Origin of the sequence: Streptomyces sp. BPTC-684 (assembly GCF_030028635.1) — a bacterium.
GTDB classification, from domain to species: Bacteria; Actinomycetota; Actinomycetes; order Streptomycetales; family Streptomycetaceae; genus Streptomyces; species Streptomyces noboritoensis.
Genome location: NZ_CP124863.1, coordinates 6408427 through 6433263, shown reverse-complemented (window position 1 = coordinate 6433263; position 24837 = coordinate 6408427). Strand labels below are relative to the sequence as shown.

At 73.5% G+C, this 24837-nt stretch carries 21 protein-coding genes; 10 read left to right on the top strand and 11 right to left on the bottom strand.

The window, feature by feature from the left end; all coding sequences use genetic code 11:
• Positions 1-110 precede the first annotated feature (110 nt).
• On the top strand, positions 111-1364 hold the full coding sequence (locus QIY60_RS28685; RefSeq protein WP_283145069.1) for a transposase: 1254 nt from the start codon (positions 111-113) through the stop codon (positions 1362-1364).
• A gap of 29 nt (positions 1365-1393) precedes the next feature.
• On the opposite strand, the gene QIY60_RS28680 is transcribed toward QIY60_RS28685, so the two are convergent.
• Positions 1394-1585: a hypothetical protein gene (locus QIY60_RS28680; protein WP_283145068.1), complete on the bottom strand. Its 192-nt coding sequence runs from the start codon at positions 1583-1585 to the stop codon at positions 1394-1396.
• Between the two features lie 200 nt (positions 1586-1785).
• Between QIY60_RS28680 and QIY60_RS28675 the strand changes: the two genes are divergently transcribed.
• A complete protein-coding gene (locus tag QIY60_RS28675) occupies positions 1786-4575 on the top strand; it encodes a hypothetical protein (protein WP_283145067.1) in 2790 nt (929 codons plus the stop codon).
• A gap of 46 nt (positions 4576-4621) precedes the next feature.
• On the opposite strand, the gene QIY60_RS28670 is transcribed toward QIY60_RS28675, so the two are convergent.
• The 5 genes from QIY60_RS28670 to QIY60_RS28650 all read right to left on the bottom strand — a co-directional run bounded on the left by QIY60_RS28670 (position 4622) and on the right by QIY60_RS28650 (position 10072).
• Positions 4622-5995, bottom strand: a complete 1374-nt coding sequence (locus QIY60_RS28670) for a S41 family peptidase (RefSeq protein WP_283145066.1) — start codon at positions 5993-5995, stop codon at positions 4622-4624.
• Between the two features lie 75 nt (positions 5996-6070).
• Positions 6071-7273 carry a serine hydrolase domain-containing protein gene (locus tag QIY60_RS28665; protein WP_283145065.1) on the bottom strand — a complete coding sequence of 401 codons (1203 nt, stop codon included), beginning with the start codon at positions 7271-7273 and terminating at the stop codon, positions 6071-6073.
• Between the two features lie 162 nt (positions 7274-7435).
• The gene (locus QIY60_RS28660; RefSeq protein WP_283145064.1) at positions 7436-7645 is read right to left on the bottom strand and encodes a hypothetical protein; all 210 of its coding nucleotides are present in this window, start codon (positions 7643-7645) and stop codon (positions 7436-7438) included.
• Between the two features lie 250 nt (positions 7646-7895).
• Positions 7896-9476, bottom strand: a complete 1581-nt coding sequence (locus QIY60_RS28655) for a glycerol-3-phosphate dehydrogenase/oxidase (RefSeq protein ID WP_283145063.1) — start codon at positions 9474-9476, stop codon at positions 7896-7898.
• Positions 9473-10072 (bottom strand): TetR/AcrR family transcriptional regulator, encoded by a 600-nt coding sequence (locus tag QIY60_RS28650; RefSeq protein ID WP_283145062.1) that lies wholly within the window; start codon positions 10070-10072, stop codon positions 9473-9475. The genes QIY60_RS28655 and QIY60_RS28650 overlap by 4 nt, the downstream gene beginning before the upstream one ends.
• A 98-nt stretch (positions 10073-10170) precedes the next feature.
• Between QIY60_RS28650 and QIY60_RS28645 the strand changes: the two genes are divergently transcribed.
• The 4 genes from QIY60_RS28645 to QIY60_RS28630 all read left to right on the top strand — a co-directional run bounded on the left by QIY60_RS28645 (position 10171) and on the right by QIY60_RS28630 (position 14333).
• Positions 10171-11778: an FAD-binding oxidoreductase gene (locus QIY60_RS28645; RefSeq protein ID WP_283145061.1), complete on the top strand. Its 1608-nt coding sequence runs from the start codon at positions 10171-10173 to the stop codon at positions 11776-11778.
• Positions 11779-11842: 64 nt separating this feature from the next.
• Positions 11843-12724 (top strand): YegS/Rv2252/BmrU family lipid kinase, encoded by an 882-nt coding sequence (locus QIY60_RS28640; protein ID WP_283145060.1) that lies wholly within the window; start codon positions 11843-11845, stop codon positions 12722-12724.
• A 102-nt stretch (positions 12725-12826) separates the two neighbouring features.
• Positions 12827-13339 carry a VanZ family protein gene (locus tag QIY60_RS28635; RefSeq protein WP_349253961.1) on the top strand — a complete coding sequence of 171 codons (513 nt, stop codon included), beginning with the start codon at positions 12827-12829 and terminating at the stop codon, positions 13337-13339.
• A 214-nt stretch (positions 13340-13553) separates the two neighbouring features.
• Positions 13554-14333, top strand: coding sequence for a VOC family protein (locus QIY60_RS28630; RefSeq protein ID WP_283145059.1), 780 nt, complete (start codon positions 13554-13556; stop codon positions 14331-14333).
• A gap of 7 nt (positions 14334-14340) precedes the next feature.
• On the opposite strand, the gene QIY60_RS28625 is transcribed toward QIY60_RS28630, so the two are convergent.
• From QIY60_RS28625 to QIY60_RS28610, 4 genes are all read right to left on the bottom strand, one after another.
• Entirely contained in the window at positions 14341-14874 is a 534-nt protein-coding gene (locus QIY60_RS28625) for a GNAT family N-acetyltransferase (RefSeq protein ID WP_283145058.1), read from the bottom strand.
• On the bottom strand, positions 14867-16207 hold the full coding sequence (locus QIY60_RS28620) for an MFS transporter (RefSeq protein ID WP_283145057.1): 1341 nt from the start codon (positions 16205-16207) through the stop codon (positions 14867-14869). The genes QIY60_RS28625 and QIY60_RS28620 overlap by 8 nt, the downstream gene beginning before the upstream one ends.
• Before the next feature lie 162 nt (positions 16208-16369).
• A complete protein-coding gene (locus QIY60_RS28615) occupies positions 16370-18256 on the bottom strand; it encodes a serine/threonine-protein kinase (RefSeq protein WP_283145056.1) in 1887 nt (628 codons plus the stop codon).
• A 183-nt stretch (positions 18257-18439) separates the two neighbouring features.
• Positions 18440-18646, bottom strand: a complete 207-nt coding sequence (locus tag QIY60_RS28610; RefSeq protein WP_283145055.1) for a DUF1918 domain-containing protein — start codon at positions 18644-18646, stop codon at positions 18440-18442.
• Positions 18647-18788: 142 nt separating this feature from the next.
• Between QIY60_RS28610 and QIY60_RS28605 the strand changes: the two genes are divergently transcribed.
• Together QIY60_RS28605 and QIY60_RS28600 are read left to right on the top strand one after the other, a co-directional pair.
• Positions 18789-19625, top strand: a complete 837-nt coding sequence (locus tag QIY60_RS28605) for an NAD(P)H-binding protein (RefSeq protein ID WP_283145054.1) — start codon at positions 18789-18791, stop codon at positions 19623-19625.
• 59 nt (positions 19626-19684) lie between these two features.
• The gene (locus QIY60_RS28600) at positions 19685-20890 is read left to right on the top strand and encodes a cation:proton antiporter (RefSeq protein WP_283145053.1); all 1206 of its coding nucleotides are present in this window, start codon (positions 19685-19687) and stop codon (positions 20888-20890) included.
• Positions 20891-21083: 193 nt separating this feature from the next.
• Here QIY60_RS28600 and QIY60_RS28595 read toward each other — a convergent pair whose 3' ends face one another.
• Positions 21084-22403 (bottom strand): hypothetical protein, encoded by a 1320-nt coding sequence (locus QIY60_RS28595; RefSeq protein ID WP_283145052.1) that lies wholly within the window; start codon positions 22401-22403, stop codon positions 21084-21086.
• Positions 22404-22575: 172 nt separating this feature from the next.
• On the opposite strand from QIY60_RS28595, the gene QIY60_RS28590 reads away from it, so the two are divergent.
• Positions 22576-23412, top strand: coding sequence for a SigB/SigF/SigG family RNA polymerase sigma factor (locus QIY60_RS28590; RefSeq protein WP_283146109.1), 837 nt, complete (start codon positions 22576-22578; stop codon positions 23410-23412).
• 137 nt (positions 23413-23549) lie between these two features.
• Positions 23550-24800: an MFS transporter gene (locus QIY60_RS28585; RefSeq protein WP_283145051.1), complete on the top strand. Its 1251-nt coding sequence runs from the start codon at positions 23550-23552 to the stop codon at positions 24798-24800.
• Positions 24801-24837 lie beyond the last annotated feature (37 nt).

The following is a 24837-nucleotide window of genomic DNA, read 5'->3' as shown; positions in this document are numbered from 1 at the left end:
TCTACCTTGGCACGCGACCGCGCGACCAGCATCGTTGGATCCGGAATCAAGTGGTTCGCCGGACTGCGCGAGCCCCTCCTCCCACTCATTCCAAGGTCCACGGGGGACTCATGAACGCCGTTGCCCAGATACTGGAGAACCATCCGTCCGACGACGACTCCCACCAATCCGGCACACCCGCGACCTGGGACGAGCGCGTGCTCACCGAGGTGAGCACCGTACTGTTCGCCTCCCTGCGCCGCAGCGACCAACGGCTGAGGGGCGTCGCGTACCTACGCGGTCTCCTCGGAGCGAAGGGACGCCGTTCGATACGCAACATGGCGGCGCTGCTGGGTGGTTCGGCCACCGAGCAGAGCCTGCACCACTTCGTGAGCGACTCGACCTGGGACTGGGTCCCGGTGCGCCGCTCCCTCGCCCGTCACATCACCCGGCTGGACCCGCCGATGGCGTATGTGGTGCGCCCCATGGTCATTCCGAAGACCGGTGAGAACTCGGTCGGCGTGGACCGGCAGTTCGTCTCCGAGCTGGGCCAGCTCGTCAACGCCCAGCAGGCGGTGGGCGTCTGGTCCGCCACCGAGAGGATGAGCGTGCCCCTCAACTGGCGTCTGCACCTGTCGTCCTCCTGGCTCAACGACCACATCCGGCGCCGCCAGGCGTCCATCCCCGACGACCTCGGCGACCGCACCCTGGGCGACTGGGCGGTCGAGGCGGCCGTGGAGACGGCGAGCGGCTGGGGCCTGCCGCGGCGGCCGGTCGTACTGGACGCCCGGCACATGGACCTGGCCTCCACCATCGCGTCGTTCCGGGCCGCCGGGGTCCCCTTCCTCGCCCGGGTCAACGGCTCGGTCCAGCTCACCGTGACCGACCCCGCGCTGCAGGGGCGGACGCCGGAGGTCCAGCAGGCCATCCAGATCATGACCGCCGCGCGTGACCGGATGCGCCCGGCCCCGCTGCCGGGACGCGCTCCCGAGAGCGGGCGGCCGATCCACCTCACCACCCGCATCCGCGTCCGCCCCTCGCCCGCCGTGCGCCAGTTGGCGGGGCCGGGCGAACTGGCCCTGCTGGGCGTGGCGGAGAGCCGCCGCCAGGGGCCGGTGGAGCTGTGGCTCACCGATATGACGGAGACCCGGCTGCCCACCCTGATCCGGCTGAGCCGACTCGTCCGACGCGCCGACCACGACTTCCGCGAGACCACCGACCGCCTCGGCATCCGCGACTTCACCGGCCGCTCCTACGCGGGCTGGCACCGCCACGTGACGCTGGCCTCGGCGGCCCACGCCGTGTCCGTACTGGACGCGGACGAACCGGGGGCGAAGGGAACGGGGACGGGGCAACAGGGGACGGGGCGACGGCGCCGGGAGTGACCACCCGTGGCACCGGAGCTGACTACCCGTCAGCGCACGTCACCGCTCCCGGCGGCCGACTCCCGGTAGGCCGCCACCGCGGCCTCGGCGTCCACGGCCACCAGATCCGCGTTCATCGCCGCCGCGGCCCGCACCCCTGCGGCCGCGGCGGCCGGGACGCCCGCCATGAGGTCGGTGACGTTGCCCGCCACCCACACCCCGGCACACCGGTGAGCCCGCAACTCTTCTTGCCGTTTCCGCAAACCTCCGGTCCGGCGGTCGGGTATCCGCCATCGGGCCGGGATCCGGCCATGCTCAGCGTGCCGCGCACCACGGGGCAACCCGCGCCCATCAGTTGCCGTCCTCCGGGGAACGAAGGGCCCTCGGCGTCGCCCGGAGCCCTCCGCCGAGAACGACGACGAGGACGACCACTTTGATACGTATGAAACGCATCGTGACCGCCACGCTGGCGGTGCTCACGCTGGCGGCGGTGTCACCGGAACTCGCACAGGCGCAGCCGTCCGCCCGGCCATCGGCAAACCCTCTGTCCAAGACCGCCGACGACGACCGTCTGCCGCCGGGCTGGCGGATCAGCGGCACCGGCGCCGCCCGGCAGCTGACGTGGACCTCCCCCGACCCGGTGCCCATGGGCGACGCCCGGGTCGAGTTCCGCGCCGGTGACCGGCTCCTCGGGCGGCCGGTGGCCGCGCGGGACCGGCGCTCCTTCCAACTGCCGCTCGACGGCGCGCGCATCGGGTCGGCCGCCGAGCTGAAGGTGCTGGCCGGCGGCCGCCGCCTCGACGCGGCCGGGACGGGGGGCGGACACACCACGCCTCCGCCCACCGGCCTCGCCCCCGCCGCCCCGCAGCCCGAGGCCCCGCTCTCCGCGAACGAGGTGGATCCCGGAGTGCCGGGCCCGTACCGCACGGCCCGGGGCGCGTACACCCTCGACTCGGTGCGGCTGCCCGGCCTCAAGGCCCCGGTGGAGATGCGCGGCACCGTGGTGGGCCCGACGAACGCCCCGGGCAGGCGCCCGCTGGCGCTGTTCCTGCACGGCCGCCACTACACCTGCTTCACCACCACCGGCGAGGACGCCGGCGAGTGGCCGTGCAAGCCCGGTGCGCTGCCGGTGCCGAGCCAGGACGGGTATCTGCGCGCCCAGCAGCTCCTGGCCTCGCAGGGCTATGTGACCGTGTCCATCGCCGCCAACGGCATCAACGGGCAGGACGGCGTGCTCGACGACGGCGGCGCCCAGGCCCGTTCGTCCCTGGTCCGGCTGCACCTGGCCCGCTGGGCGCAGTGGGCCGCGAAGCGGTCCGGCGCACCGGCCGCCGTACGCGCCGTCGCACCGGCCGACCCGTCCCGTGTGCTGCTTGTCGGCCACTCCCGGGGCGGCGAGGGCGTCAACCGGGCGGCGCTCGACAGCCTCTACGCGCCGCCCGCCGACCAGGACGGCTACCACGGCCCGGTCCGCTGGAACATCCGCGGCACCGTCCTGATCGGCCCGACGGTCTTCGGCCAGAACCCCGCCCCCGACGTGCCCTCGCTGACCATCCTGCCGGGCTGCGACGGCGATGTGTCCGATCTGCAAGGTGAGATATACGTCGACGGCACGCGCGGAGTCAGCCGCGGCACCGCGCTGCACAGCGCGGTGTACATGGTCGGCGCCAACCACAACTTCTTCAACAGCGAATGGACTCCCGGCCAGTCGAAGGCGCCCGCCGACGACGACTTCGCCTCCGACGACACCCCCGACCGGGTCTGCGCACCGGGCACCAGGACCCGGCTGACCGCGGCCCGGCAGCAGACCGCGGGCGCCACCTACATCGCGGCGGCGGCCCGGCTGTTCGTCGCGGGCGACGACCGGGTGCGCCCGCTCCTCGACGGCTCCGGCCGCCGCGCGCCCTCGGCGGACCCAGCCCGGGTGCTGTCCCACGCCGTCGGCGCCCACCGCACCCCGGCGTTCCTGCCGGGCCCCGGTCTCGCCGTGTCCGGCGGCCGGGTGTGCGCCCAGGTCGACCCCGATCCGGCCCGCGCCTGCCTGCCGCCCGACACCGAAGGGGCGTCGCCGCACTTCGCCGCGTGGGAAACGCCGAAGGAGCCCGGCCGCGACGCGGTGGCGATGCGCTGGTCGCGGGCGGGTTCGCCGGTCGCCCTGCGGCCCGCGCGTCCGGTCTCCCTGGCGGGCAGCGACGCGCTGGCGCTACGAGTGATCGTCCCGCCCAACACCACCGGCACCCAGCTGGACGTCACCCTCGTCGACGCCTCGGGCCACCGGGCCACCCTGGGCCGGGCACGCGTCGACGGGCTGCCGGGCACCGGGCGCACCGCCTCGTACTGGGCGCGTGAAATCCGTATGCCGCTGTCCGCCGCTTCCCGTGGCGGCCTCGACCTGAAGCAGGTCGCGGCCCTGGAGCTGACCCCGCGCACCAAGAGCGGGCAGGCGTGGCTGATGGACGCCTCGGGCTGGAAGCCCGGCACACCGGCCGTGCACGCACCCGCGCTGCCCCGGGTCGACATCGGCCGCCTGACGGTCAAGGAGGGCGACTCCGGTACGCGCACCTACCGCGTCCCGGTACGGGTCTCCGGCCACGGCAGCGGCCAGGTCCGGCTGTTCGTGCCCCAGCCGGGCACGGACAAGGTCGCCGTCCGTACGGTCACGGTGCGCCCGGGCGGCCATGACATCGACGTGCCGGTGGTGGTGCGCGGCAACACCCGCTACGGCTACGACCTCGCGCAGGACGCGTTCGTCAAGGCGGTGCGCGGCACGGTGGTCGGCTCGCACCGCGGTGGTGTCACCGCGCGGGACGACGACCCGATGCCCACGGTCACGGCGACACCCGTCGCGGACCATGTGGTCGAGGGCCAGCCGCTGACCTGGCGGTTCTCCCTGTCGGCAGCCGCCGACGCGGACGTCATGGCCGAGTTCGCCCTGCTGCCGGTCGACAAGGGCACGGAGTTGTCCACCCTGGACGTCACCCCGCAGTGGCTCAAGGACACCTTCGACGCGACCCCCGCCCCGGCCCGGCCGCTCTCCAAGGTGGTGGACGGCCCCTCCCTCGCGGTCACCGTACCCGCGGGCCAGTTGAGCACCGAGGTGTCCGTGCCCACGGTGAAGGACGGACTGAGCGAGCCGGTGGAGTCGCTGCGCGCGCGTCTGATCACGTACGACGGGTCCTGGGAGCCGCACCCCGGCCCGGAGTTCACCGGGACGGTACGGGACGCCTCGTAAGGCCGACGGGACCCCGGCGCTCGAAAGAGGGCCGGGGTTCCTCGCCTCAGCGGCCCCGCTCCCCCAGCCACCCCACCGCACGGTCGAACGCCGCATCGCGGTCGTGGGCGAACTCCGCGTCCGTGAAGACGGGTTCGGGCAGCAGGGGCGGCACACCGACCCCGTCGTACGTCGTCCTGCCGTCGCGGGTCAGGAACTCCTCGTTGGGCAGGCCGAACCACCACTTCGCGTGGCCCTCGCCGGGCAGTGCGCGCTCCATCACGTCGGAGAAGACGCCCTGCGTGGGCTCCCCGATCCGCGTCGTCGGCGCGGGCCGCTCCATCATGGCCTGGGTGAACGTCTCCCCCGCGCTGAACGTCGAGCCCCCGGTGAGCAGCGCGACCGGCCCGGCGTAGCGCGTGGCGGCGGCCGGGCGGACGTGCTGGGGCTGCGGGGCGGTGTGGCGGGTGCGCTTGGCGTAGGCGAAGTACGGGCGGTCGGTGAGACGGGCGGCGAGGTCGAGGCCGAGGCTGTCGGAGCCGCCGCCGTTGACGCGTACGTCGAGGATCAGCCCGCGCAGCCGGTGCACCCGGTCGGGGGTGAGGATCGCGTCGAGGGCGCGGTCGAGCTCGGCGCGGTTCGCCGCGTAGGTGTTCGCCTCGCTGTAGCCGCTGAACGCGGACAGCCGCAGATAGCCGTAGCTTCCGCCGCCCGGCGCGGGCACGTCGGCGTACCCGATCCGGCCGTTGGCGTACGGGTGCAGCGGCCGCCCCTTCAGATCGCGGCGCTCCACGAACGCCGTGACCTTGGCGTCGAGGCCGGGGCCGGGGACGACGGTCCCGGGGCGGGTCATGCCGAAGAAGCCGGTCCTGTCGGCGGAGACGACGACATGTGCGTCGTGCAGCGGCGCGACCATCTCGGCGAGGATGTCGTAGAGCTCGGCGTCCGTGCGGGCCGCCTCGGCGCGCGGCCGGTAGCGGTCGCGCACCTCCGTCCAGTCGATCCCCTTGGCGGCGAAGAAGGGGTAGTTCTCCTGGAAGGTCCGCCAGAAGACGTCGAACGCGCCGGGCTGCGGTGCGCGGCAGGTGGCGGGCAGCGCGGTGATCCGCCGCAGGGAGCGGTCCCCCGGCGACCCGTCGATGTGCAGCTTCGCCCGCGCGCCGGTGCGGAGGGTGTACACGTCGCCGTCCGCCATGGCGTAGCGCGCCGGTGTGCCGTTGTCCCGGGTGCCCGTGACGCCCTTCAGACAGCTGACGGCCGTCACCTGGTAGGTGTCCAGGGCCCCGCCGCGTACGTCGAGCACGGTCCCGTAGTCGTCGACCTGCCAGATGCCGTCGGGGCCGGGCCGTTCCGCGGCGCCCGCCATGTCGGTGGTGGTGAGCGTGCCGAGCGCGCACAGTCCGGCGACGAGCGCCGCGGTCTTCCTGAACTGCGTGATCATGCACTCATGGTGTCTTTCCCGACCTGGTCGGGAACATCCGGCGAGCTGGTCCAGTCGCGGTGGGGATATCCCCCCTCAGCGGCGCAGCAGCGCGCACGCGAAGTCCTCCTGCACCTCGCGCACTTGCGCGAGGAGCGCGGGCTTGATGCTCTTGCTGGTCTGGGTGGTGATCGAGAAGGTCAGGGACTTCCTGCCGTCCGGTGTCGCGGCGGCCAGCTGGGTGTATCCGGCGGTGTTGCCGGTGTGGCCGTACAGCACACCGCAGCGGGTGGCGTAACGGAAGATCGCCAGTCCGGCCGAGTTGACGCCCGGGCCCGCCGGTTCGGACGCGCCGCCGGGGACGAACTTCAGCTGCTCCTTACGGGTGTGCGGGGAGAGGAGGCTGCCTCCGGCGTAGCCGCGGATGAACCGGCCAAGGTCCTTCGGAGTCGCCACGACGGCTCCGGACGCCCAGAGGCCCGAGGAGCCGAAGAGCTCGGTGACGTCCTCCGGCGGGGCGGGCGGGGCGACCGCGTAGCCGTGCAGATACGGCTCGGGCAGCCGGAAACCCTGGGGCAGGCTGGTCTGCCGCAGACCGAGGGGGTGGTATACGAGGTGCTTGAGCAGACCCTCGTAACGGTGGCCGGTCGCGGCCTCGGCCATGAGCGCGACGGCGATGTTGTCGGAGTTGGAGTACTGGTAGCGCGAGCCCGGCGGGAAGGCGAGCGGTTCCCCGGCGGCGAAATCAAGGAGCTTGCGGGAGTCGAAGACGTGGTGGGGGTCCTCGCCCAGGATCCTGCGGAAGTCGGCGGAGGCGGTGTAGTCGGGGAGCCCGCTGGTGTGGTTGAGCAGCTGACGCAGTGTCACCTCGTGCCAGGCGACGGGCAGCCCCGGCAGCCGTCTGCCGATGGTGGTGTCCAGCGACAGCCGCCCCCGGTCGACCAGCCGCAGGGCCACGGCCCCGCTGTACGCCTTGGACACGCTGGCGAGCCGCATGTGGTCGGTGGGGCGCGGTGGCCGCCCGGTCTCGATGTCGGCGACCCCGGCCCGGTAGACCTCGACCCGGTCGCCCCGCTTGAGTACGGCGATGACGCCGGGCGGCCCGCCGACCGCGCCCACGAGTCGCTCAAGTCCTCGTTGCAGCGCCGGGTCCCGCGGCGGCGGAGGTGTCTGTGCGGCCTGCGCGGGCCGGACGAGTGCGCCGGCCGAGGCGGCGGCGAGCAGAGCGGCGACGGCCAGCGGCAGTCGGGCACGGCGCCCGGGCAGGTGTGCGACCACGTGGGTACCTCCTGAAGGCATGGCAGCGGCCGGGTCCGGCTCGCCCGTTCCCCCTGACCCAGCATCAGACGCCGTACCGCTTCACGCCTTCACACTGCTCCATCCGGCCCAGGGCCACGCCCGGGCGGGCCCTGCCTGCGGCCGGGACCCGCCCCCAGGCCTACGGCAGGGTCTCGGCGGTGTTCAAGGCGACTTGGTCCCATCGGTCGGCGGCGGAGAGGCGGTGTGCGCCCGCCCGTGGTGCTTGTGACTGCGCCTGCGGAAGGCCGGCGGGGTGTCGCCGAACTGGTACGACGCGATCCGCGCGTCGTGCTGTGCGTTGAGCAGATGGATCAGGCGCATTCCGATCCCGATCATGAGGAGGATGGCGACGACGAGGAGGACGGTCACCATGTTCCTCACCTCCATACGTTTGCGGAGGGGCCGCCGATGGGGTGCCAGAAGGGCGACATGTCTCGATCGTCGGAAACGGCACCCGCGTGGGAGCGGGTGCACGAAAGGCTCCCGGTATGTCCACTCTACTCCGGTCCGGAGCCCGGGAAGTCGCCTGTGACCAGGCAGTTTCGGGCCGGTGGGCTCGGGGAAGCGCACGGAACGCTGCGTACGGCGCACGGGGCCGACGGCCCCGCCCGCGCCCCGCGGCTCAGGGTCCGGTCGGCTCGCGTGCCGCCGTGTCCAGTGCCTCGCGCGCCGCGTCGAGGGCCGCGGCCCGGTCGGCGGGCACCAGGCCGACGCGGGTGCGGCGGTCGAGGAGGTCGGACTCGTCGAGCGCGCCCTCGTGCCTGACCGCCCACCACAGTTCGGCCCGGGTGGTCTCCACCCCGTCGGCCACCGGTTCGCGCAGCCGGGGGTGGGCCTCGCCGAGCGCGTGCAGGGCGGTGGCCTCGGTGCCGTACCGGGCGAGCAGCCTGCGCGGTACGGGCAGGGCGGCGAGCTCCGCGGGAGCGGCGGCGCCGACCAGGGGCAGCCGCGCGGTGCGACAGGGCGCCGCCGTCATGCCCCGGGCGGCCAGCGCGGCGTCGAGGGCGTCCTGCGCCATCCGCCGGTAGGTGGTCAGCTTGCCCCCGACGATGGTCACGACGCCCTCGCTCGACGTCAGCACCGCGTGCCGCCGCGAGATGTCGGAGGTGCGGCTGCCCGTGCCGTCGTCCGGGGCGTCGTCGAGGAGCGGCCGCAGCCCGGCGAAGGCGCCCACCACGTCGTCGCGGTGGACGGGTGTGTCCAGGGCCGTGTTGAGGATGTCGAGCAGGAAGCCGATGTCGGACTCGGGAGGCGTCGGCTCGTCCTGGACCGGCCCGTCGACGGGCTCGTCGGTGAGTCCCACGTACACCCGGCCGTCCCCTTGCGGCAGGACCAGGACGAAGCGGTTGGTCTCGCCCGGTACGGGGATGTGCAGTCCGGCGGTGAGGCCGGGCAGGGTGCTGCCGCGCAGCACCAGGTGGGTGCCGCGCGAGGGGCGCAGCTTGACGCCGTCGACCAGCTGGTCCGCCCAGACGCCGGTGGCGTTGACGACCGCGCGGGCCCGGATGGTCAGCTCCTGCCCGGTCAGCTCGTCGCGTACGAGGGCGCCGGAGCCGGTGACGGACAGGGCGCGGGTCCGGGTCAGGACGCGCGCGCCGTGTCCGGCGGCCGTGCGGGCGATGGCGGTCACCAGGCGGGCGTCGTCGGTCAGCTGGCCGTCCCAGGAGAGCAGCCCGCCGTACAGGCCGTGCGGGCGCAGCCCGGGCGCGGACCGCAGGGTCTCGACGGCCGAGAGGCGGCGCGGGCCGGGCAGGGTGCGCCGTGCGGTGCCCGCCGAGACGCGCAGCAGGTCGCCCGCGCGCAGCCCGGCCTGCGCGAGCGCCGCGTTGCGCCGGGAGGTCAGCGAGGTGAGGGGCAGCACGAACGGCTGCGCGCGCACCAGGTGGGGGGCGGTGCGCTCCATCAGCACCCCGCGCTCCACCGCGCTCTCGTGCGCGACGCCGAGCTGCCCGGAGGCCAGGTAGCGCAGTCCGCCGTGGATGAGCTTGGAGCTCCAGCGGGAGGTGCCGAAGGCGAGGTCGTACGCGTCGATCGCGGCGACCGACAGGCCGCGCGAGGCGGCGTCGAGGGCGGCTCCGGCGCCGGTCGCGCCCAGGCCGATGACCAGGACGTCGACGGTGGTCCCGGCGGCCAGCTGGTCCAGTTCGCGGGCGCGGCGGGCGGCGGTGAGAGAGAAGTCCGAGCGGGGTTCGGTACGGCTCATGGGGCGAGGGTCCTCTCGAGGATGTGCCGGAGCTCGTCGTAGAACGCTTCGTCGGCGAGTTCGGGGTCCGCCGCGTCGGTCATGGTCTGCAGCGAGAGCGCGAAGGACTGGATCACCAGGAAGAGCGACCTGGTCTGGCGCAGCGGGTGGTCGGCGCGCACGGAACCGTCCGCGTGCCCCTGCTCCAGCGCCTCCTGGACGAAGGCGAGCAGCGCGTCCTGGCTGGCGCCCCGCCGGTCGAAGAGGTACGGCAGCAGCAGTTCCGGGTCGACGTCGAGGATCTTGCACAGCAGCGGATGGGACCGGAAGGCGCGCAGCCCCGCCACGAGCCCGTCGACCAACTGCTCGCGCACGGGGCGGGTGGTGTCGGTGGTGGGCGTGTCCCCGAGGGTGACGGACACCCACTCCCGTGTCATGACGTCGCCCACCAGGGTGCGCACGTCGGGCCAGCGCCGGTAGATGGTCATGCGGGAGACCCCGGCCCGGCGGGCGACGTCGGTGAGGGTCGTCCGGCGGACGCCGACCGCGAGAACGCAGTCCCGGGCGGCGTCGAGCACCGCCTCGTCGTCCCGACGGTTGTGACGAATGGGCTTCATCTGTCACAGTGTAACGACGGAACGGGCGACGGCAAGCCGCCCCCCACGCCGTGGGACCGGAACAACTGCGCGACGAAGCGGGTGATCAGGTGGGTTCGGTGGACATGCTGTGGAGCGGCTGGGGCGATCCGGCCAAGGCGGCGCCCCTGCCCGAAGAAGTGGTGGGTCTGCTGCGGGACCTGCTGGGGGTGCGCCCGGCGGACGCCCCGGCGACGGCCCTCGCGGCCGTCGCGCCCCGCCCCTCGCGGCTGACCGGGGAGGCCCGGACCGCCCTGGAGGCGGCGGTCGGCGAGGAGTACGTACGCGGCGACGACGAGACCCGGGTCCGCCACACCCGCGGCAAGTCCACCCCCGACCTGCTGCGCATCCGCGCCGGTGAGGTCGGCGACGCACCGGACGCCGTGGTGCTGCCCGCCGACCACGACGAGGTCCTGGCCGTCCTCGCCGCCTGTACCGAGCACCGCGTCGCCGTCGTCCCCTTCGGCGGCGGCACCTCCGTCGTCGGCGGACTGGCGCCGCGAGGGTCCCAGGCCCATGTCGCCTTCGTCGCGCTCGACCTGCGCCGGATGAACCGCCTGGTCGCCCTGGACGAGGTCTCCCGCACCGCCACCCTGCAACCCGGTCTGCGCGGCCCCGAGGTGGAGGCGCTGCTCGCCGAACGGGGTTACACGCTCGGCCACTTCCCCCAGTCCTTCGAGTGGGCGACGATCGGCGGGTTCGCGGCCGCCCGCTCCAGCGGCCAGGCCTCCGCGGGCTTCGGGCGCTTCGACGACATGGTGACGGCCCTTCAGGTCGCCACCCCGCGCGGCACCCTGGACCTCGGCCGGGCCCCGCGCTCGGCCGCCGGACCGGACCTGCGCCAGCTCGTCCTCGGCTCCGAGGGGGCCTTCGGCGTGATCACCTCGGTGACCGTACGGATCCACCCCACGGCCGACACCAAGGTCTACGAGGGCTGGCGCTTCCCGTCCTTCGCACAGGGGCAGGCCGCCCTGCGCACGCTCGCCCAGGACGGGCCGATGCCCACCGTGCTGCGGCTGTCCGACGAGACCGAGACCATGATCGGCCTGGCCAAGCCGGACGCCATCGGCAGCGGTCTCTCCTCCGACGCGGGCTGCCTGGCGATCGTCGGGTACGAGGGCACCGCCGACGAGGTCGCCCACCGCAAGGCGCGCGTGCACACGGCGCTGAGCGCGGCGCGGGGCGAGCCGCTCGGCGAGGACCCGGGCACCGGCTGGGCCCACGGCCGCTACAACGCGCCCTATCTGCGCGACGCGCTCCTGGACGCCGGCGCCTTCGCGGAGACCCTGGAGACGGCCGCGTTCTGGTCCGACATCCCGGCTCTGTACGAGGCCGTGCGCACCGCCCTCACCCGGTCCCTCACCGACGCGGGCACCCCGCCGCTGGTGATGTGCCACGTCTCGCACGTCTACCCGGCGGGCGCCTCGCTCTACTTCACGGTGGTCAGCGCCCAGGGCAAGGACCCGGTGGCGCACTGGGCTCCGGCCAAGCGGGCGGCCAACGACGCCATCCTCGCCGCGGGCGGCACCATCAGCCACCACCACGGCGTCGGCACCGACCACCGCGACTGGTACGCCCGGGAGATCGGCCCGCTCGGCGTCGAGGTCCTGCACGCGGTCAAGGACCGGCTCGACCCGGCGGGCATCCTGAACCCCGGCATCCTGCTGCCGCCGCTGCCCGCCGTCTGACCGCGCGCAGCACCCGCGTCCCCCGCCCGCAAGCAACACCGTCGTCGCCCATCGGAGCGTAGCCATGCGACAGTTCACGGCCGTCGTCAACCCCACCGCGGGCGGGTCACAGGGCGCCGCCGCCCTGATCCCGCTGGCCCGGCTGCTGCGCGAAGGGGGCGCGGAGCTGGAGGTCGAGTACAGCCGCGGCCTCGATCACGCCCGGACGCTGGCCCGCCGGGCCGCCGAGCAGGGCCGCGTGGTGCTCGGCGTCGGCGGCGACGGCATGGCGGGCTGCGTGGCGGGCGCGCTGGCCGGCACCGACGCCCTCGTGGGCATCGTGCCGGCCGGGCGCGGCAACGACTTCGCCCGCGCGCTCGGACTGCCCTCCGAACCCGCCGCGCTGGCCGAGCTGCTGCTGCGCGGCGCCCCCAGGAAGGTCGACGCCATCGAGGTCGAATCGGCCGTGCACGACAAGGTCGCCGTCCTCGGCAGCGTCTACGCCGGGGTCGACGCGGTGGCCAACCGGCACGCCAACGCCTCGCGGCTGCTGCGCGGCGCCGCCTCGTACTACATGGGCGGACTGCGCGCGGTGCTCGGCTGGCGCACCGCCCACTACCGCGTCACGATCGACGGTACGGTCCACGAGCGCAGCGGCTACACCGTCATCGCCGCCAACTCCGGCTTCTACGGCTTCGGACGGCAGATCGCGCCGGGCGCGGCGGTGGACGACGGACTGCTCGACGTGGTCATCCTCAACGACTCCCCCCGCCGTCTCTTCTTCAAGGTCATGAAGGAGCTGGAGGACGGCAGCCACGTCCACCGGCCGCAGGTGGAGATCCTGCGCGGCCGCGAAGTGCGCATCGAGGCGGACCGCCCGCTCCCGTACGGGGCGGACGGAGAGGTCGAGGCCGTCCTGCCGGTCACCGCGCGGGTCCTGCCGGGGGCGCTGACCCTGCTGGCGTGACGGGCGCCCCCCGCGCCGGGGCGTACCGTCCGCGTTACGGGGAATCCGCTCGGCATGACCACTCAAGCCGAGCGGGCCAGGGCGCGAACGGCCAGGCGGGTCATGGCCGTTCGGATTCTGATCGTGGTGGTGGCGATCGCGGCGCTGGTGGCGTTCTCCGCCGTCCTCGCCGAGGCGACCCTCACCCCGTCGCCCGCGTCGCGCGACATCGCGGGGTCGAACCTGCGGCCGGGGCACTCGCTGCGCCAGTACGCCGACGACTACACGTTCCTCGCCGCCTGCCGGCAGATCGGCGGCAATCTGCTCCTCGGCGCACCCTTCGGGCTGATCCTGCCGGTGCTGGTGCGCCGACGGCTGCGGGCGGTGCGGGTGCTGCTGTACACGGTCGTCGTGATGGTCTTCATCGAGCTGGCGCAGGGGGCGCTCGTCGAGGGGCGCGCGTTCGACGTGGACGACGTGCTGCTCAACACGTCCGGGGCGCTGCTCGGCTATCTGCTGGTCGGCCGCCGTCTGGGGCGCGGATTCCACCACCTCGGGGAGCGTCGGCGCAAGGCCGGGAAGACGAGCCGGACGTGGCGCTCCGGCGAGCGACGGGCCGCCGCCCCGCGCCGCTGAGGTCCGGAACTCCTGCGGTGGTGCGCGGCCCGCACGCCCGCGCGCGGCCGGGACGGATACGGCCCGGCCGTCACCCGTTCCGCCGTTCCGTATGCCCGATGCGCGGCTCTGTCACTACGATCCGTTATGGGCTGGTTCGCCCTCGGGAGGACACCGGCCCGGCCGCGGACTCCCCGCCCTCACGGCCAGATCCGCGAAAGGCAGGCACGGAACCATGCTCAGCACCGACTTCGTCACCGGCGCACCCAACTGGCTCGACCTCGGCAGCCCCGACACGGCGGCCTCCGCGAACTTCTACGGCGGCGTCTTCGGGTGGGACTTCCAGTCCGCGGGCCCCGACGCCGGCGGGTACGGCTTCTTCCAGAAGGACGGCAAGACGGTCGCCGCCCTGGGTCCGCTCACCGAGGAGGGCGCGAGCCCGGCCTGGACGGTGTACTTCCAGACGCCGGACGCGGACGCCACCGCCAAGGCGGTCGAGCAGGCGGGCGGGACCGTGCGGGTGGAGCCCTTCGACGTCATGGAGGCGGGCCGGATGGCGTGTCTGACCGACCCGGGCGGCGCCGAGTTCTCCGTCTGGCAGCCCGCCGCCACGAAGGGCCTCGAAGCGACGTCCGAGGACAATACGCTGCTCTGGGCCGAGCTGCACGTCGGTGACGTACCGGCCGCGCTGTCCTTCTACCGCTCCCTGTTCGGCTGGCGCTCCCAGGAGATGGAGTCGCCCGGTATGACGTACACCGTGCTGTCCACCGCCGAGGGCGACCAGCAGAACACCTCGTTCGGCGGCCTCGCCCCGCTCCAGGAGAGCATGGAACCGCGGTGGATCCCGTACTTCTCGGTGGCCGACGCGGACGCCACGGTCGGCCGGGCGCAGGAGAACGGCGGCTCGGTCATCATGCCCGCGGCGGACGTGCCGGACGTCGGCCGGATCGCCTGGCTCGCCGACCCCCACGGCGCCCCCTTCGCCATCCTCAAGCCCGATCCCCGGATGGCCTGACGGTCGCTCACATGGGGTACGAGAGCAGCCTCACCGGGCCGTCGGGCCAGGGCTCGTCGTCGTGCAGCGGGATCCACATGGTCCGCAGCGGCATGACGACGGGCCCGTCGGGCTGGTCCACTTCGACGTCCCGGTCCAGAGTGCGCCAGCCGAGCCGCCGATAGAGCTCCACGAGCGGTGGCCGGCAGAACAGGAGCGCGCGCCGCGGCCCCCTGGTGCGCGCGTGGTCCAGAGCCGCGCCCACGACCAGCCGCGCCAGGCCGTGCCCGCGCAGCGCGGACGCGACGGCCACCCCGCCGACGCCCATCACCTCTGTCTCGACACCGCCGATCGACATCCGCAGGGGCAGCAGCCCCGCGTGCGCCACCAGCCGGTCCTCGTGGCGGACACCGAAGTGGTCCTCCTTGGGCAGCCAGGTCAGACCTGCGTCCGCGACACCGAAGGGGTCGGCGCCCTCGCCCAGGATCTCGCTCTGGTCGGCCTTCGTGTATCCGGCCAACCGCACCGCGACGAACGGCGCCGAGGGAAGTGGATCAGTCATCCCGACATGATCCACTACGGGCCGACTCCTGGCCAGGCCCGCTCAGGACGGGACCGGCCACGACCGGCCCGGCCTGCTCGGGGCGGCGCGCGCGGACCGGGGTGAACAGCGCCAGCGCCGCGGTGAGCAGACAGCACGCCCCGGCGACCAGGCACACCGACCCCGTGCCGTACCGCTGCGCGGCCCAGGTGAGGACGGCCGCGCCGATCGGGGCCGCCGAGTAGTGGATGGTCCAGAAGGCCGAGGTGACCCGGCCGAGCAGATGGTCCGGGGTCACCTCCTGCCGCAGCGACATCGAGCAGGTCCCCGACACGCTGACGCACCCGAGGAACGCGGCGCTCAGGGCCGCGATGCCCGCCACGCTCCCGGCCGAGCCGATCGCCGCCAGGGCGAGCCCGCAGACCGCCACGCCGCCGATCCAGGTCGCGCCGAAGCCGAGCCGGTGGCGGATCCGGGCGACGCACAGCGCGCCGACGACCGTGCCCAGAGCGCCCACGGCGAAGACGGTGCCGACCGCGCCGTCGCCCTGGCCGAGGTCGTGCTTGAGGTGATAGATGATCAGGTCGTTGAGGCCGAGCGTCAGAAAGCTGAAGACCGACAGCAGAACGGTCAGGCTCCGCAGCACCGGATGCCGCCGCAGGAACGACACCCCGGCGGCGAACTCCTTGCCCATCGACTCCCGCCACTGCCCCTGCCCCGTCGCGTCACCGGACGGCTCGGCACGGCCCTTGAACCGTACGAAGCTCAGACAGGCGGCCGACACCCCGAAGCTCACCGCGTCCACGGCAACGGCCGCCGCCGGGCCCACCCAGGCCGCCACCAGGCCCGCGAGCAGCGGCCCGACGACCCCGGCCGCAGCGGCCGTCGCGTTCAGCCTGCCGTTGGCCTCGGTGATGCGGTCGCCCGGCACCAGCGCCCGTACGACGGTGACGTACGTGACGGAGAAGAGCATCCCGACGGCCTCGGCCAGCGGAAGCACCACGTACAGCAGCCAGACCTGCGGGCCGAACGCCCACACCAGCGGTATCAGCGCGTACAGCACCAGGCGGGCGAGGTCGCACGCGATCAGCAGCTTCCTGCGGTCCAGCCGGTCGACCACGACCCCGGCGAACACCCCCGCGACGACCGCGGCCGCGCCCGCGGCGCCGGTCAGCAGGCCCATCTGGGCGACCGAGCCCGTCGCGTGCAGCACAAGCAGCGGCAGGGCGATCAGGGCGAACGAGTCACCGACGACGGAGAGGGTCTGCGCGGCCCAGAAGACGCCGAAGTCGTGGTCGCGCCACAGCGTGCGCGAACGCCCCGGCAGGGGCTCGTCACCGGTGAGTTGAGGCATCCGGGGAGGGTAGTACGCGGTGGACCCGAAGTCCCACCCTTTTCTCCGGCCACACCGGCGGGCGGCCGGGTGGAAACACCGTCATGATGCGGGGGTGAGTGCCGGCGTGAACGCGAAGGTGCGGACGCGGTCAGGGCGCTCCTGAACCGGCGGGCCCCGCACTCATGAGGCGGACCCGCCGTTGACCCACAGCTGGGCGTGCTGGGTGGAGTCGCACGGGGTCACCATCGCGCCGTTGCTGCCCACTTCGAGGCATTCGCCGCTCGACGTGTTCTTGATGGTGCTGCCGGAGGAGGTGCGGGTGCCGATCCGCCAGTGCTGGCCGCCGGCGGTCTGACCGCAGGGGAAGGTGGTGGCGTAGCCGGTGAAACCGCCACCCCCTCCGAAGTCGCTGCCGCCCACGAGGCAGTAGCCGCTGCCCCGGTTGATCAGCTGGAAGGTGCCGTCGGAGGCGTACTTGAAGGTCCACGCGTACGACGACGTGGACTCGCAGGGTCCGTACGAGGCGCCGGTGCCGCCGGCGCTCAGGCACTGGCTGTTGGAGACGTTCTTGACGCGGTAGGTGCCCGGCGAGCCGATGGCCGAGCCGCCGGTCTGGGCGGGCGGATCCGCCGGGGGACGGTTGGTGCGGGTGCCGCCTCCGGCTGGTGTGCCGCCGCCCGAGCCCGCGCCACCCGCACCGGAGCCGGAGCCGCCCGCCGCGCCGCCCTGTCGCGGGCCGGATCCCGGGGGTGCGGCGGTCGCACCCGAGGATCCTGAGGGTCCCGAGGAGGCCCCGCCCGACGGGCCCGACGAGGCGCTGGGCGCGGGCGACGACGGCGTGCCCGAGCGGTTCGGCTGCGCCGAAGGCGCTCCCCCGGACTGTCCGGCGGAGTGCGAGGCGGGGGACGACGCCCCGGTGGAGGGCCGGGCCCCGTCATGCGTCGACGAGCCGTACGGCATGAGGATGACGCCGATGACCGTGCCGCTCACGACGACCACGGCCGGGACCACGGCGAGCAGCACACGGGTGCGGCGTTCGCGCGGCTTCTTGGGGGCGGGCGCGTCCCGCACCACGCCCACCTCCGGCCCGGCGGCGGGACGGAGGTTGACCGTCGACCGGGTGAACTCGGCCGGGTCGGGCACCTCCGCGGCGAACGCGGCCCGCTCGGACAGCCGCTCGGCGATGGCCGACGGCCATCGCGCGGAGCCGGACGGCGCCTTCTCCCGGGCGAGGTCGGCCAGGTCGGACGCGGCGGGCCGGGCTGCGGGGTTCTTGGCCAGACAGGTTTCGAGCAGGTCCGCCAGGCCGGCGTCGACACGGCGCACCGCTTCGAGGTCGGGCTCCTCGTGCACGATGCGGTACAGCTGGGCGTGCCCGGCGCCCTCGCCGAACGGCGGCCGTCCCGTCGCCGCGTACACGAGCAGACAGCCGAGGGAGAACACGTCGGCGGCGCCCGTCAACCGGACGCTGCCCGCGGCCTGTTCGGGCGCCATGTAGGCGAGCGTCCCGATGACCATGCCGGTCTGGGTCAGCCTGCTCTGGTCCGCGGCCCGCGCGATCCCGAAGTCGATCAGGGTGAGGCCGTCCAGGGTCAGCATCACGTTGGAGGGCTTGAGGTCCCGGTGGACGATCTCCCGCGAGTGCACGGCGCCCAGGGCGGACGCGGCGTCCCCCAGCAGCCGCCAGAGCGCCTCGCGCGGCAGCGAGCCGCCGTGCAGCTCGACCGCCGCGTCCAGGGTCAGTCCGGGTACGTACTCGGTGGCGAACCACGGCGGCCGGGCGGTGCGGTCGGTGGCGAGGAGCGCCGCGCTGACACCGGTGGGCAGCCTGCCCAGGTTGTCGAGTTCGTGCCCGAAGTGCCGCAGGAAGTCCTGGTCTTCGGCCAGGATCGGGAGGACCTGCTTGACGGCGGTGTAACGGCCCGAGGCCACCCCGAGGTACACCCGCCCCATTCCGCCGGAACCGAGCCTTCCGATGAGCGGGAACGAGCCGATCTGCCGTGGGTCGTCCGGCGCGAGCGGCTCCGCCCCGCTGTCACTCAGATCGACACCATGCTCCCCGCCCACAGGCGTGCCCCCTCAACTCGTCCACCCCTGGTGTCCCACCCGTCACTCCAGGGAGATCGACACCTTCCCATGGATGACATGTTCCTGCACGGAAAGGTTCCCCAGTGGGCGAACGGGCGTACGGGAAGATCCTTCAAGTGGGGTTTGTCGGGGGCGATTTCAGGACGACGTCCGAAACCTCGGCTACCACTGCTCCTTCCTCGGCTCGGCCGTCGACCGCACCGCGCAGTCGGGGCCCGGCGCCATGATCGACTCATGGCCGTCCGGGAAGCGGACCCGGTAGGGCGGTGTGCCGTTCTCCCCCAGCACCTGGATGATCTCGCCCGTCTTGTCGTGCTGGCCCACGACCCTGCCGTGCTGCACCAGCTGGTCACCCTCGGTCGCTCGCATCGAGGCCTCCCTCGGAAGCGGACTGGTCGGTAACAGCATTTTATGACCGTCTGGCCCGACAAGCCCGTTCTGACTTCCTTGACCATGTCGGATAGAACCAGGCAGGACGACCAGGACGGCACGGCACCCGAGGAGGGCACACATGACCACGCTGGTGATCGGGGCTCGCGGAAGCGTCGGACGGCAGGTACTCGACCAGCTCCTCGCCCTGGGCGAGCCGGTCCGGGCGTCGGCACGCGACCCTGAGACCGCGGACCTGCCCGCCGGCGTCCCGGTGGTCGCGGCCGACCTCACCAGGCCGGAGACGCTCCCGGCCGCGCTGGACGGCGTACGCAAGGTGTTCGTGTACGCCACCGCGGCGGGCATGGCCGACTTCGCCGTCGCCGCCCGCGCGGCGGGCGTCGAGCACGTGGTGGTCCTCTCCTCCGGGAGCGTGCTCCTGCCGTACGCGCACGGCAACGCGATCGCCGAGGAGCACCGGACGATGGAGCGGGTGCTCGCCGCCTCCGGCCTGCGCTGGACCCCGATCCGTCCGCTCGTCCTCGCGAACAACGCGCTGACCTGGTCGTACTCGATCCGCACGGAGGGCGTGGCCCGGATGCTGCACCCGGAGGCGGCCACGGCGCCGATCCACGAGCGCGATGTCGCCGCAGCGGCGGTCGCCGCGCTGACCGGCCGCGCGGAGGGCGGGGTCAGCGACCTGCTGACGGGCGGCGAGCTGATGTCGCAGCGCCGCCAGGTCGAGCTGATCGGCGAGGCCGCCGGACGGACCGTCCGGATCGAGGAACTCACCGAGGCGCGGGCTCGGCGGGAGTTCGAGCGGTTCGGGTCGCCCGCGGTGGCCGCCTCGATCGTGCAGTTCATCGTCGCCGCCGCCCAGGGCGGATCTCCGGCGACCGGGACCGCGCGGCGGATCCTCGGGCGCCGGCCTCTGCCGTTCGCACAGTGGGCGGCCGACCACGCGGCCACATTCGCCTGACCAAGGGGCGCAGGGTGACTTTTGGTAGATCTTGATCCTATTTATGCTAGATACGAGCCATGTCGCACACCGGGACGCTCATCCTGATCATGGCCATCGCGGTCCTCGCACCCCTGATCGCGTATGCCGTCGGCCGCTGGGCTCCCGTCCCCGTCGCCGTCTTCGAGATCCTGCTCGGTGTCCTCATCGGCCCGGACGTCCTGGACTGGGCCGAGAAGGACCAGCTCATCGACGTGCTGTCGCAGCTCGGTCTTTCCATGCTGATCTTCCTGGCGGGGTACGAGATCGACTTCGACGCCGTGCGCGGGGACACCCTGCGCCGGTCGGTGTGGGCCTGGCTGATCACGCTCGGTCTGGCCCTCGGCATCGCCTTCGCGCTGACCGGCGGCGCCGCCGACAAGAGCTTCGTCATCGGCACCGCGCTCACCAGCACCGCCCTCGGGGCCGTACTGCCCATCCTGCGCGACTCCGGCAGCCTGCGCGGGCGCTTCGGCACCGTGGTGATGGCCTTCGGCGCGGTCGGCGAGTTCGGCCCGATCATCGCGATGGCCGTGCTGCTCAGCGGGCGCGGTCCCGGGCGGGCCGGTGTCGTGCTGATCGCGTTCGCCGCCGTCACCGCCGCGGCCGTCGTCTGGGCGCTGCGGCCGCGGCCGCCCTGGTTCTCCCGGATCATCGCCAGGACCCTGCACAGCAGCGGCCAGTTCGCCGTCCGCTTCGTCATGCTGCTGCTCGCCTGCATACTCGGGCTCTCGGCCGCCTTCGGTCTGGACTCCCTGCTCGGCGCGTTCGCCGCCGGGCTGCTCACCCGGCTCGTCCTCGTCGGCGCCGCACCCGACCACAGCGGCGACATCCTGGGCAAGGTCGAGGCGATGGGCTTCGGCTTCCTCGTACCGATCTTCTTCATCGTCACCGGCATCGAATTCGACCTGTCCGCGCTCCTCCACGGCGGCCGACCACTCGCCCTGGTCCCCGCCTTCCTCCTCCTCTTCCTGCTCGTACGCGGCGCCCCCGCCCTCCTCCTCGCGCCGAACGACCTCGCACGCCGCGACCGCACCGCCCTCGCCCTGTACTGCGCGACCTGTCTGCCCCTCGTCGTCGCCATCACCACCATCGGCATCGACGACGGCACGCTCGGCACCGGCGAAGGCGCGGCGCTCGTCGGCGCGGCCATCCTGTCCGTACTGATCCTGCCGCTCGTCGCCCTGCGCATCCGGGCGTCGGGAGCCGGGGCGCGGCACCGGGCCGAGGTGTCGGAGTCCTGGTGACTTTTTGGCCCGGGGTTTGTCTGCGGGCCGGTGGGGGTTGCTCGCGCAGTTCCCCGCGCCCCTTAAGGCGCCTCCGGCGCCCAAGGAGCAAAGGGGGGGGCAGGGGCCGCAGGCCCCGCCCCCTCAGGGGCGCGGACTGCGCGACCAGCCCAGCACGGTCCGCAGACAAACAGGGGGTCCGAGGGCGTTGGCGTCACGCGAACTTGGAACTCGGCACCGGACCGGTCGACTTCAGCCGGATGCGCTCGCCCTGGAGCCACGCGCCCCGTACGACCGTGACGAACTCGGTGAAGTGCTCGTCCGGGTCCGCGGGCGTCTCCCCGTCGCCCTCGTCCGGGGACGGGTCGGCGCCGGTGATCTCGGCGGCGATCAGCGCGTCCGGGCGGTCGTCGGCCCCGGCCCGCTCCACCTCGCCGTCCTCGCCCGCGCGCAACTGCCCGTCCCAGGGCGCGACCACAGCCTGGTGCAGCAGCGCGACGCTGTCGGCGGTGATGACGGGCGTGTCGGTCCAGCTGCTCGCGTGCTCGTGGAGGACCTGCCCGGGGACCCGCTCCTGGAGCTGCCCGAGGATCTCGGGGCCCTCGGCGACCTCCGCCAGCTCGTTCAGGTCGTACGCGATCACCACGGTGTCCTCCCGCCCCGGCGCGAACGGCTCGGCCGGGAGCCCGAGAACCTCGGCGGCGGCAAGCCCGAGGATCCGGCTGCCCCGGTCGGGCAGCAGCGACACCGAGCGGGGCCGCACCCCGGCGGCGTCGAGGAGCGCCTTCAGCCGCAGCAGCCCGCGCAGGCACTGGCCGTACGAGTCCTGCAGCCAGGCGTACCGGCCGTTCATCCCGGCGCCGAAGCCGTACGGGGAGAGCGTGCCCAGCACCGTACCGCCCATGACGAACTGCCAGCCGCGCAGATCGGTGCGGTCGAGGGCGCTCGCGGGACCGGCGCTCGCGGCGCGCTCCAGCATGCGGCGCTGGCGCTGGTGGGCGGGCAGCCACATCGGGTCCTCGGGGTCGGGCAGCAGCGCGAAGTGGCGGTTCGCCAGGGCCAGGTCGCCCGCCATGACGGCGTTGAAGACCAGCAGGTACCGGTCGGGCCACTCCTCGAACCCGCTCTCGTGCCGCGCCAGCAGCTCCACCGCCTCGCCGTGCCGGTTCTCGCTCTCGTACGCGGCCACCAGCTCGCGCACCACCTGGAGCGCGCCCGGGTTGCGGGTCAGCACCTCGCGCAGGGCGGGTACGGCGAGGAAGGAGAGGCCGCGCTCGATGCACGCGTACCCGAAGTCGTACAGGGCCCGGTCGTCGTCGGGGCGGGCCGCCAGCGCCGCGGCGGCCCGGTCGAGGTCGTCGAAGCCGGCCGCCTTGGCGGCGCGTCCGACCACGAGCGCCACCTCGCCCGGCGGCAGGTCCTCCCCGGCGGTCCTGAGCAGCCGCACGGCGCCGGGCAGGTCGCCCTCGTCCAGGCACTCCCACGCCTTGAGGAGTTCGGCGGACTTCGGACGGCGGTTCTTGCGCGAAAACATGTCCGCGATCCTCTCCGACGGCGTGCGCCGCCCTCAACAGCATTTCGGCCCCCTTCGGAACGGAGCCGTGTGCGAGGTGAGTTCGCGGGTACACGCCCTTCGCGTCGGAACGCGTCGGAAGCCGTACGGGTCGATCCAGGGAGAGATCATGACGACGGTCGAGGTCGGCACCATGGTGGGTCAGCGGAGCCTGGTGGCGCCCGAGCTGCCTTTGGTCGAGTGCCCCGACAAGCTCGCACCACGGGACGCCCGGGAGTTGTCACGCCTCTTCTTCGAACAGCTCGCGGTATTGGAGGAGGGGACTCCCGCCCATCAGTACGCCCGCAACACCCTGATCGAGATGAACATGTCGCTCGTGCGCTTCGCCGCGCGGCGCTTTCGCCAGTACGCGGACGAGATCGAGGACGTCGTCCAGGTGGGCATGATCGGCCTGATCAAGGCGATCGACCGGTTCGAGCTGTCGCGCGAGACGCAGTTCGCCACGTTCGCCGTGCCGTATGTCGTCGGCGAGATGAAGCGCTTCTTCCGCGACACCACCTGGGCCGTGCACGTCCCGCGCCGCCTGCAGGAGCGCCGGACGGAGCTGGGCAAGGCCCGGGCCGAGCTGGAGAGCCGCCTTGACCGCTCCCCCACCGTCAAGGAGCTGGCCGCGCTGATGGACATCGGCGAGGAGGAGGTCCTGGAGGCCCAGCTGGCCGCCAACGGCTACCACTCCTCGTCCCTCGACGCCGCCCTGTCCGGCAACGAGGAGGAGGGGGAGGCGGCGCTCGCCGACGTCATCGGCCGCGAGGACCCGGCCATGGAGCTGGTCGAGGACTTCCAGGCCCTCGCGCCCGCGATGGACACCCTGACCGAGCGCGAGCGTTTCGTCGTGCACCTGCGGTTCGTGGAGGAGCGCACCCAGTCGGAGATCGGTGAGACGCTCGGCGTCTCCCAGATGCAGGTCTCCCGCATCCTGCGCCGGATCCTCACCAAGCTCCGGACCGGCATGGGCGTCGCCGTCGAGTGACGTGTGGCCGGTTTCGCCGACGCCGTGGCCCGGTGCCGGGCGGCTGTTTGACCCGGGGCGGTGCGGCCCGCTTTGATCGCTGCTCCAGGTGAGGTCGTTCCGGGTCTCCGGGCGGGACAGCGAGGAGTGCGCCGGGCATGGCGGGCAGCAGAGCGCTCGGGCGCGGATTCGGATGGCTGTGGGCCGCCTACGGAGCGAGCACGCTCGGCACCTGGCTGGCGTTCGACGCGTTCCCGCTGGTCGCGATCCTCGCCCTGCACGCCGGGCCCGCCCAGGTGTCGGCGCTTGCGGCCGCGGGGCTCGCGGTGGGGGCGGCGGTCGCGATGCCGCTCGGCCCGTGGGTGGAGTTCCGCCGCAAGCGGCCGGTGATGGTCGCCATGGACCTCGTGCGGTTCGCGGCACTGCTGAGCGTCCCCGTCGCGTACGCCCTCGGCCTGCTGGGCTTCGGACAGCTCCTGGCGGTGTCCGTCGTCGTGGCCGCGTGCGACATCACCTTCAAGGCGGCGGCCGGGGCGTGCCTCAAGTCGCTCGTACGGCCCGAGGACCTGCTCGTCGCGAACGGGCGCTTCGAGTCCACCACCTGGACGGCCTCCGTGCTCGGCCCGCCGCTGGGCGGCGTCGCGATCGGGGTGCTGGGTCCGGTGACGACCGTGCTGGCCAACGCCGTCAGCTTCCTGCTGTCCGCGGCGGGGATCCGCGCGATCGGCGGGCAGGAGCCGCAGCCCGTACGGACGGGTGCGCCGCGGATGCGGGCCGGGGACCTGCTGGAGGGGTGGCGGTACATCCTGACCCACCGGGCACTGCGCCCGCTGTTCTTCAACACGGTCCTGAACAACGGTCTGATCATGGCCACCGCGCCTGTGCTCGCCGCGCTCATGCTCGGTGACCTCGGGTTCGCGCCCTGGCAGTACGGCCTCGCGTTCGGCGTCGCCTGCCTCGGCGGTCTCCTCGGCTCGCGGCTGGCGAACCCGCTCGTCACCCGGTTCGGGCAGCACAGGGTGATGCTCGCCTCCGGGACGCTGCGCGCGTGCTGGTCGGTCGGCCTCGGGTTCGTCCGGCCCGGGGTCGCCGGGCTGGTGCTCGTCATCGCCGTCGAGTTCGCGCTGATCGCCTGCTCGGGCGTGTTCAACCCGGTGTACGCCACCTACCGGCTCGCGCGGACGGAGGACGACCGGGTCGCCCGTACGCTCTCCGCGTGGTCGGTCACCAGCAGCGCCACGATCGCGGCCATGACGGCCCTGTGGGGTCTGCTGGCCGCTGCCGCCGGGCCGCGCACGGCCATAGCGATCGCCGGTCTCCTGCTCCTGGCGACCCCGCTGCTGCTCCCGTGGCGCGACGACGCTCGTACGGCGCCGTACGAGCGGGATCTGGCGACGAGGTCCGCGTGAGCCCCTCGCGGAGATCCCTGTGAGCGCCTCGCGCCGC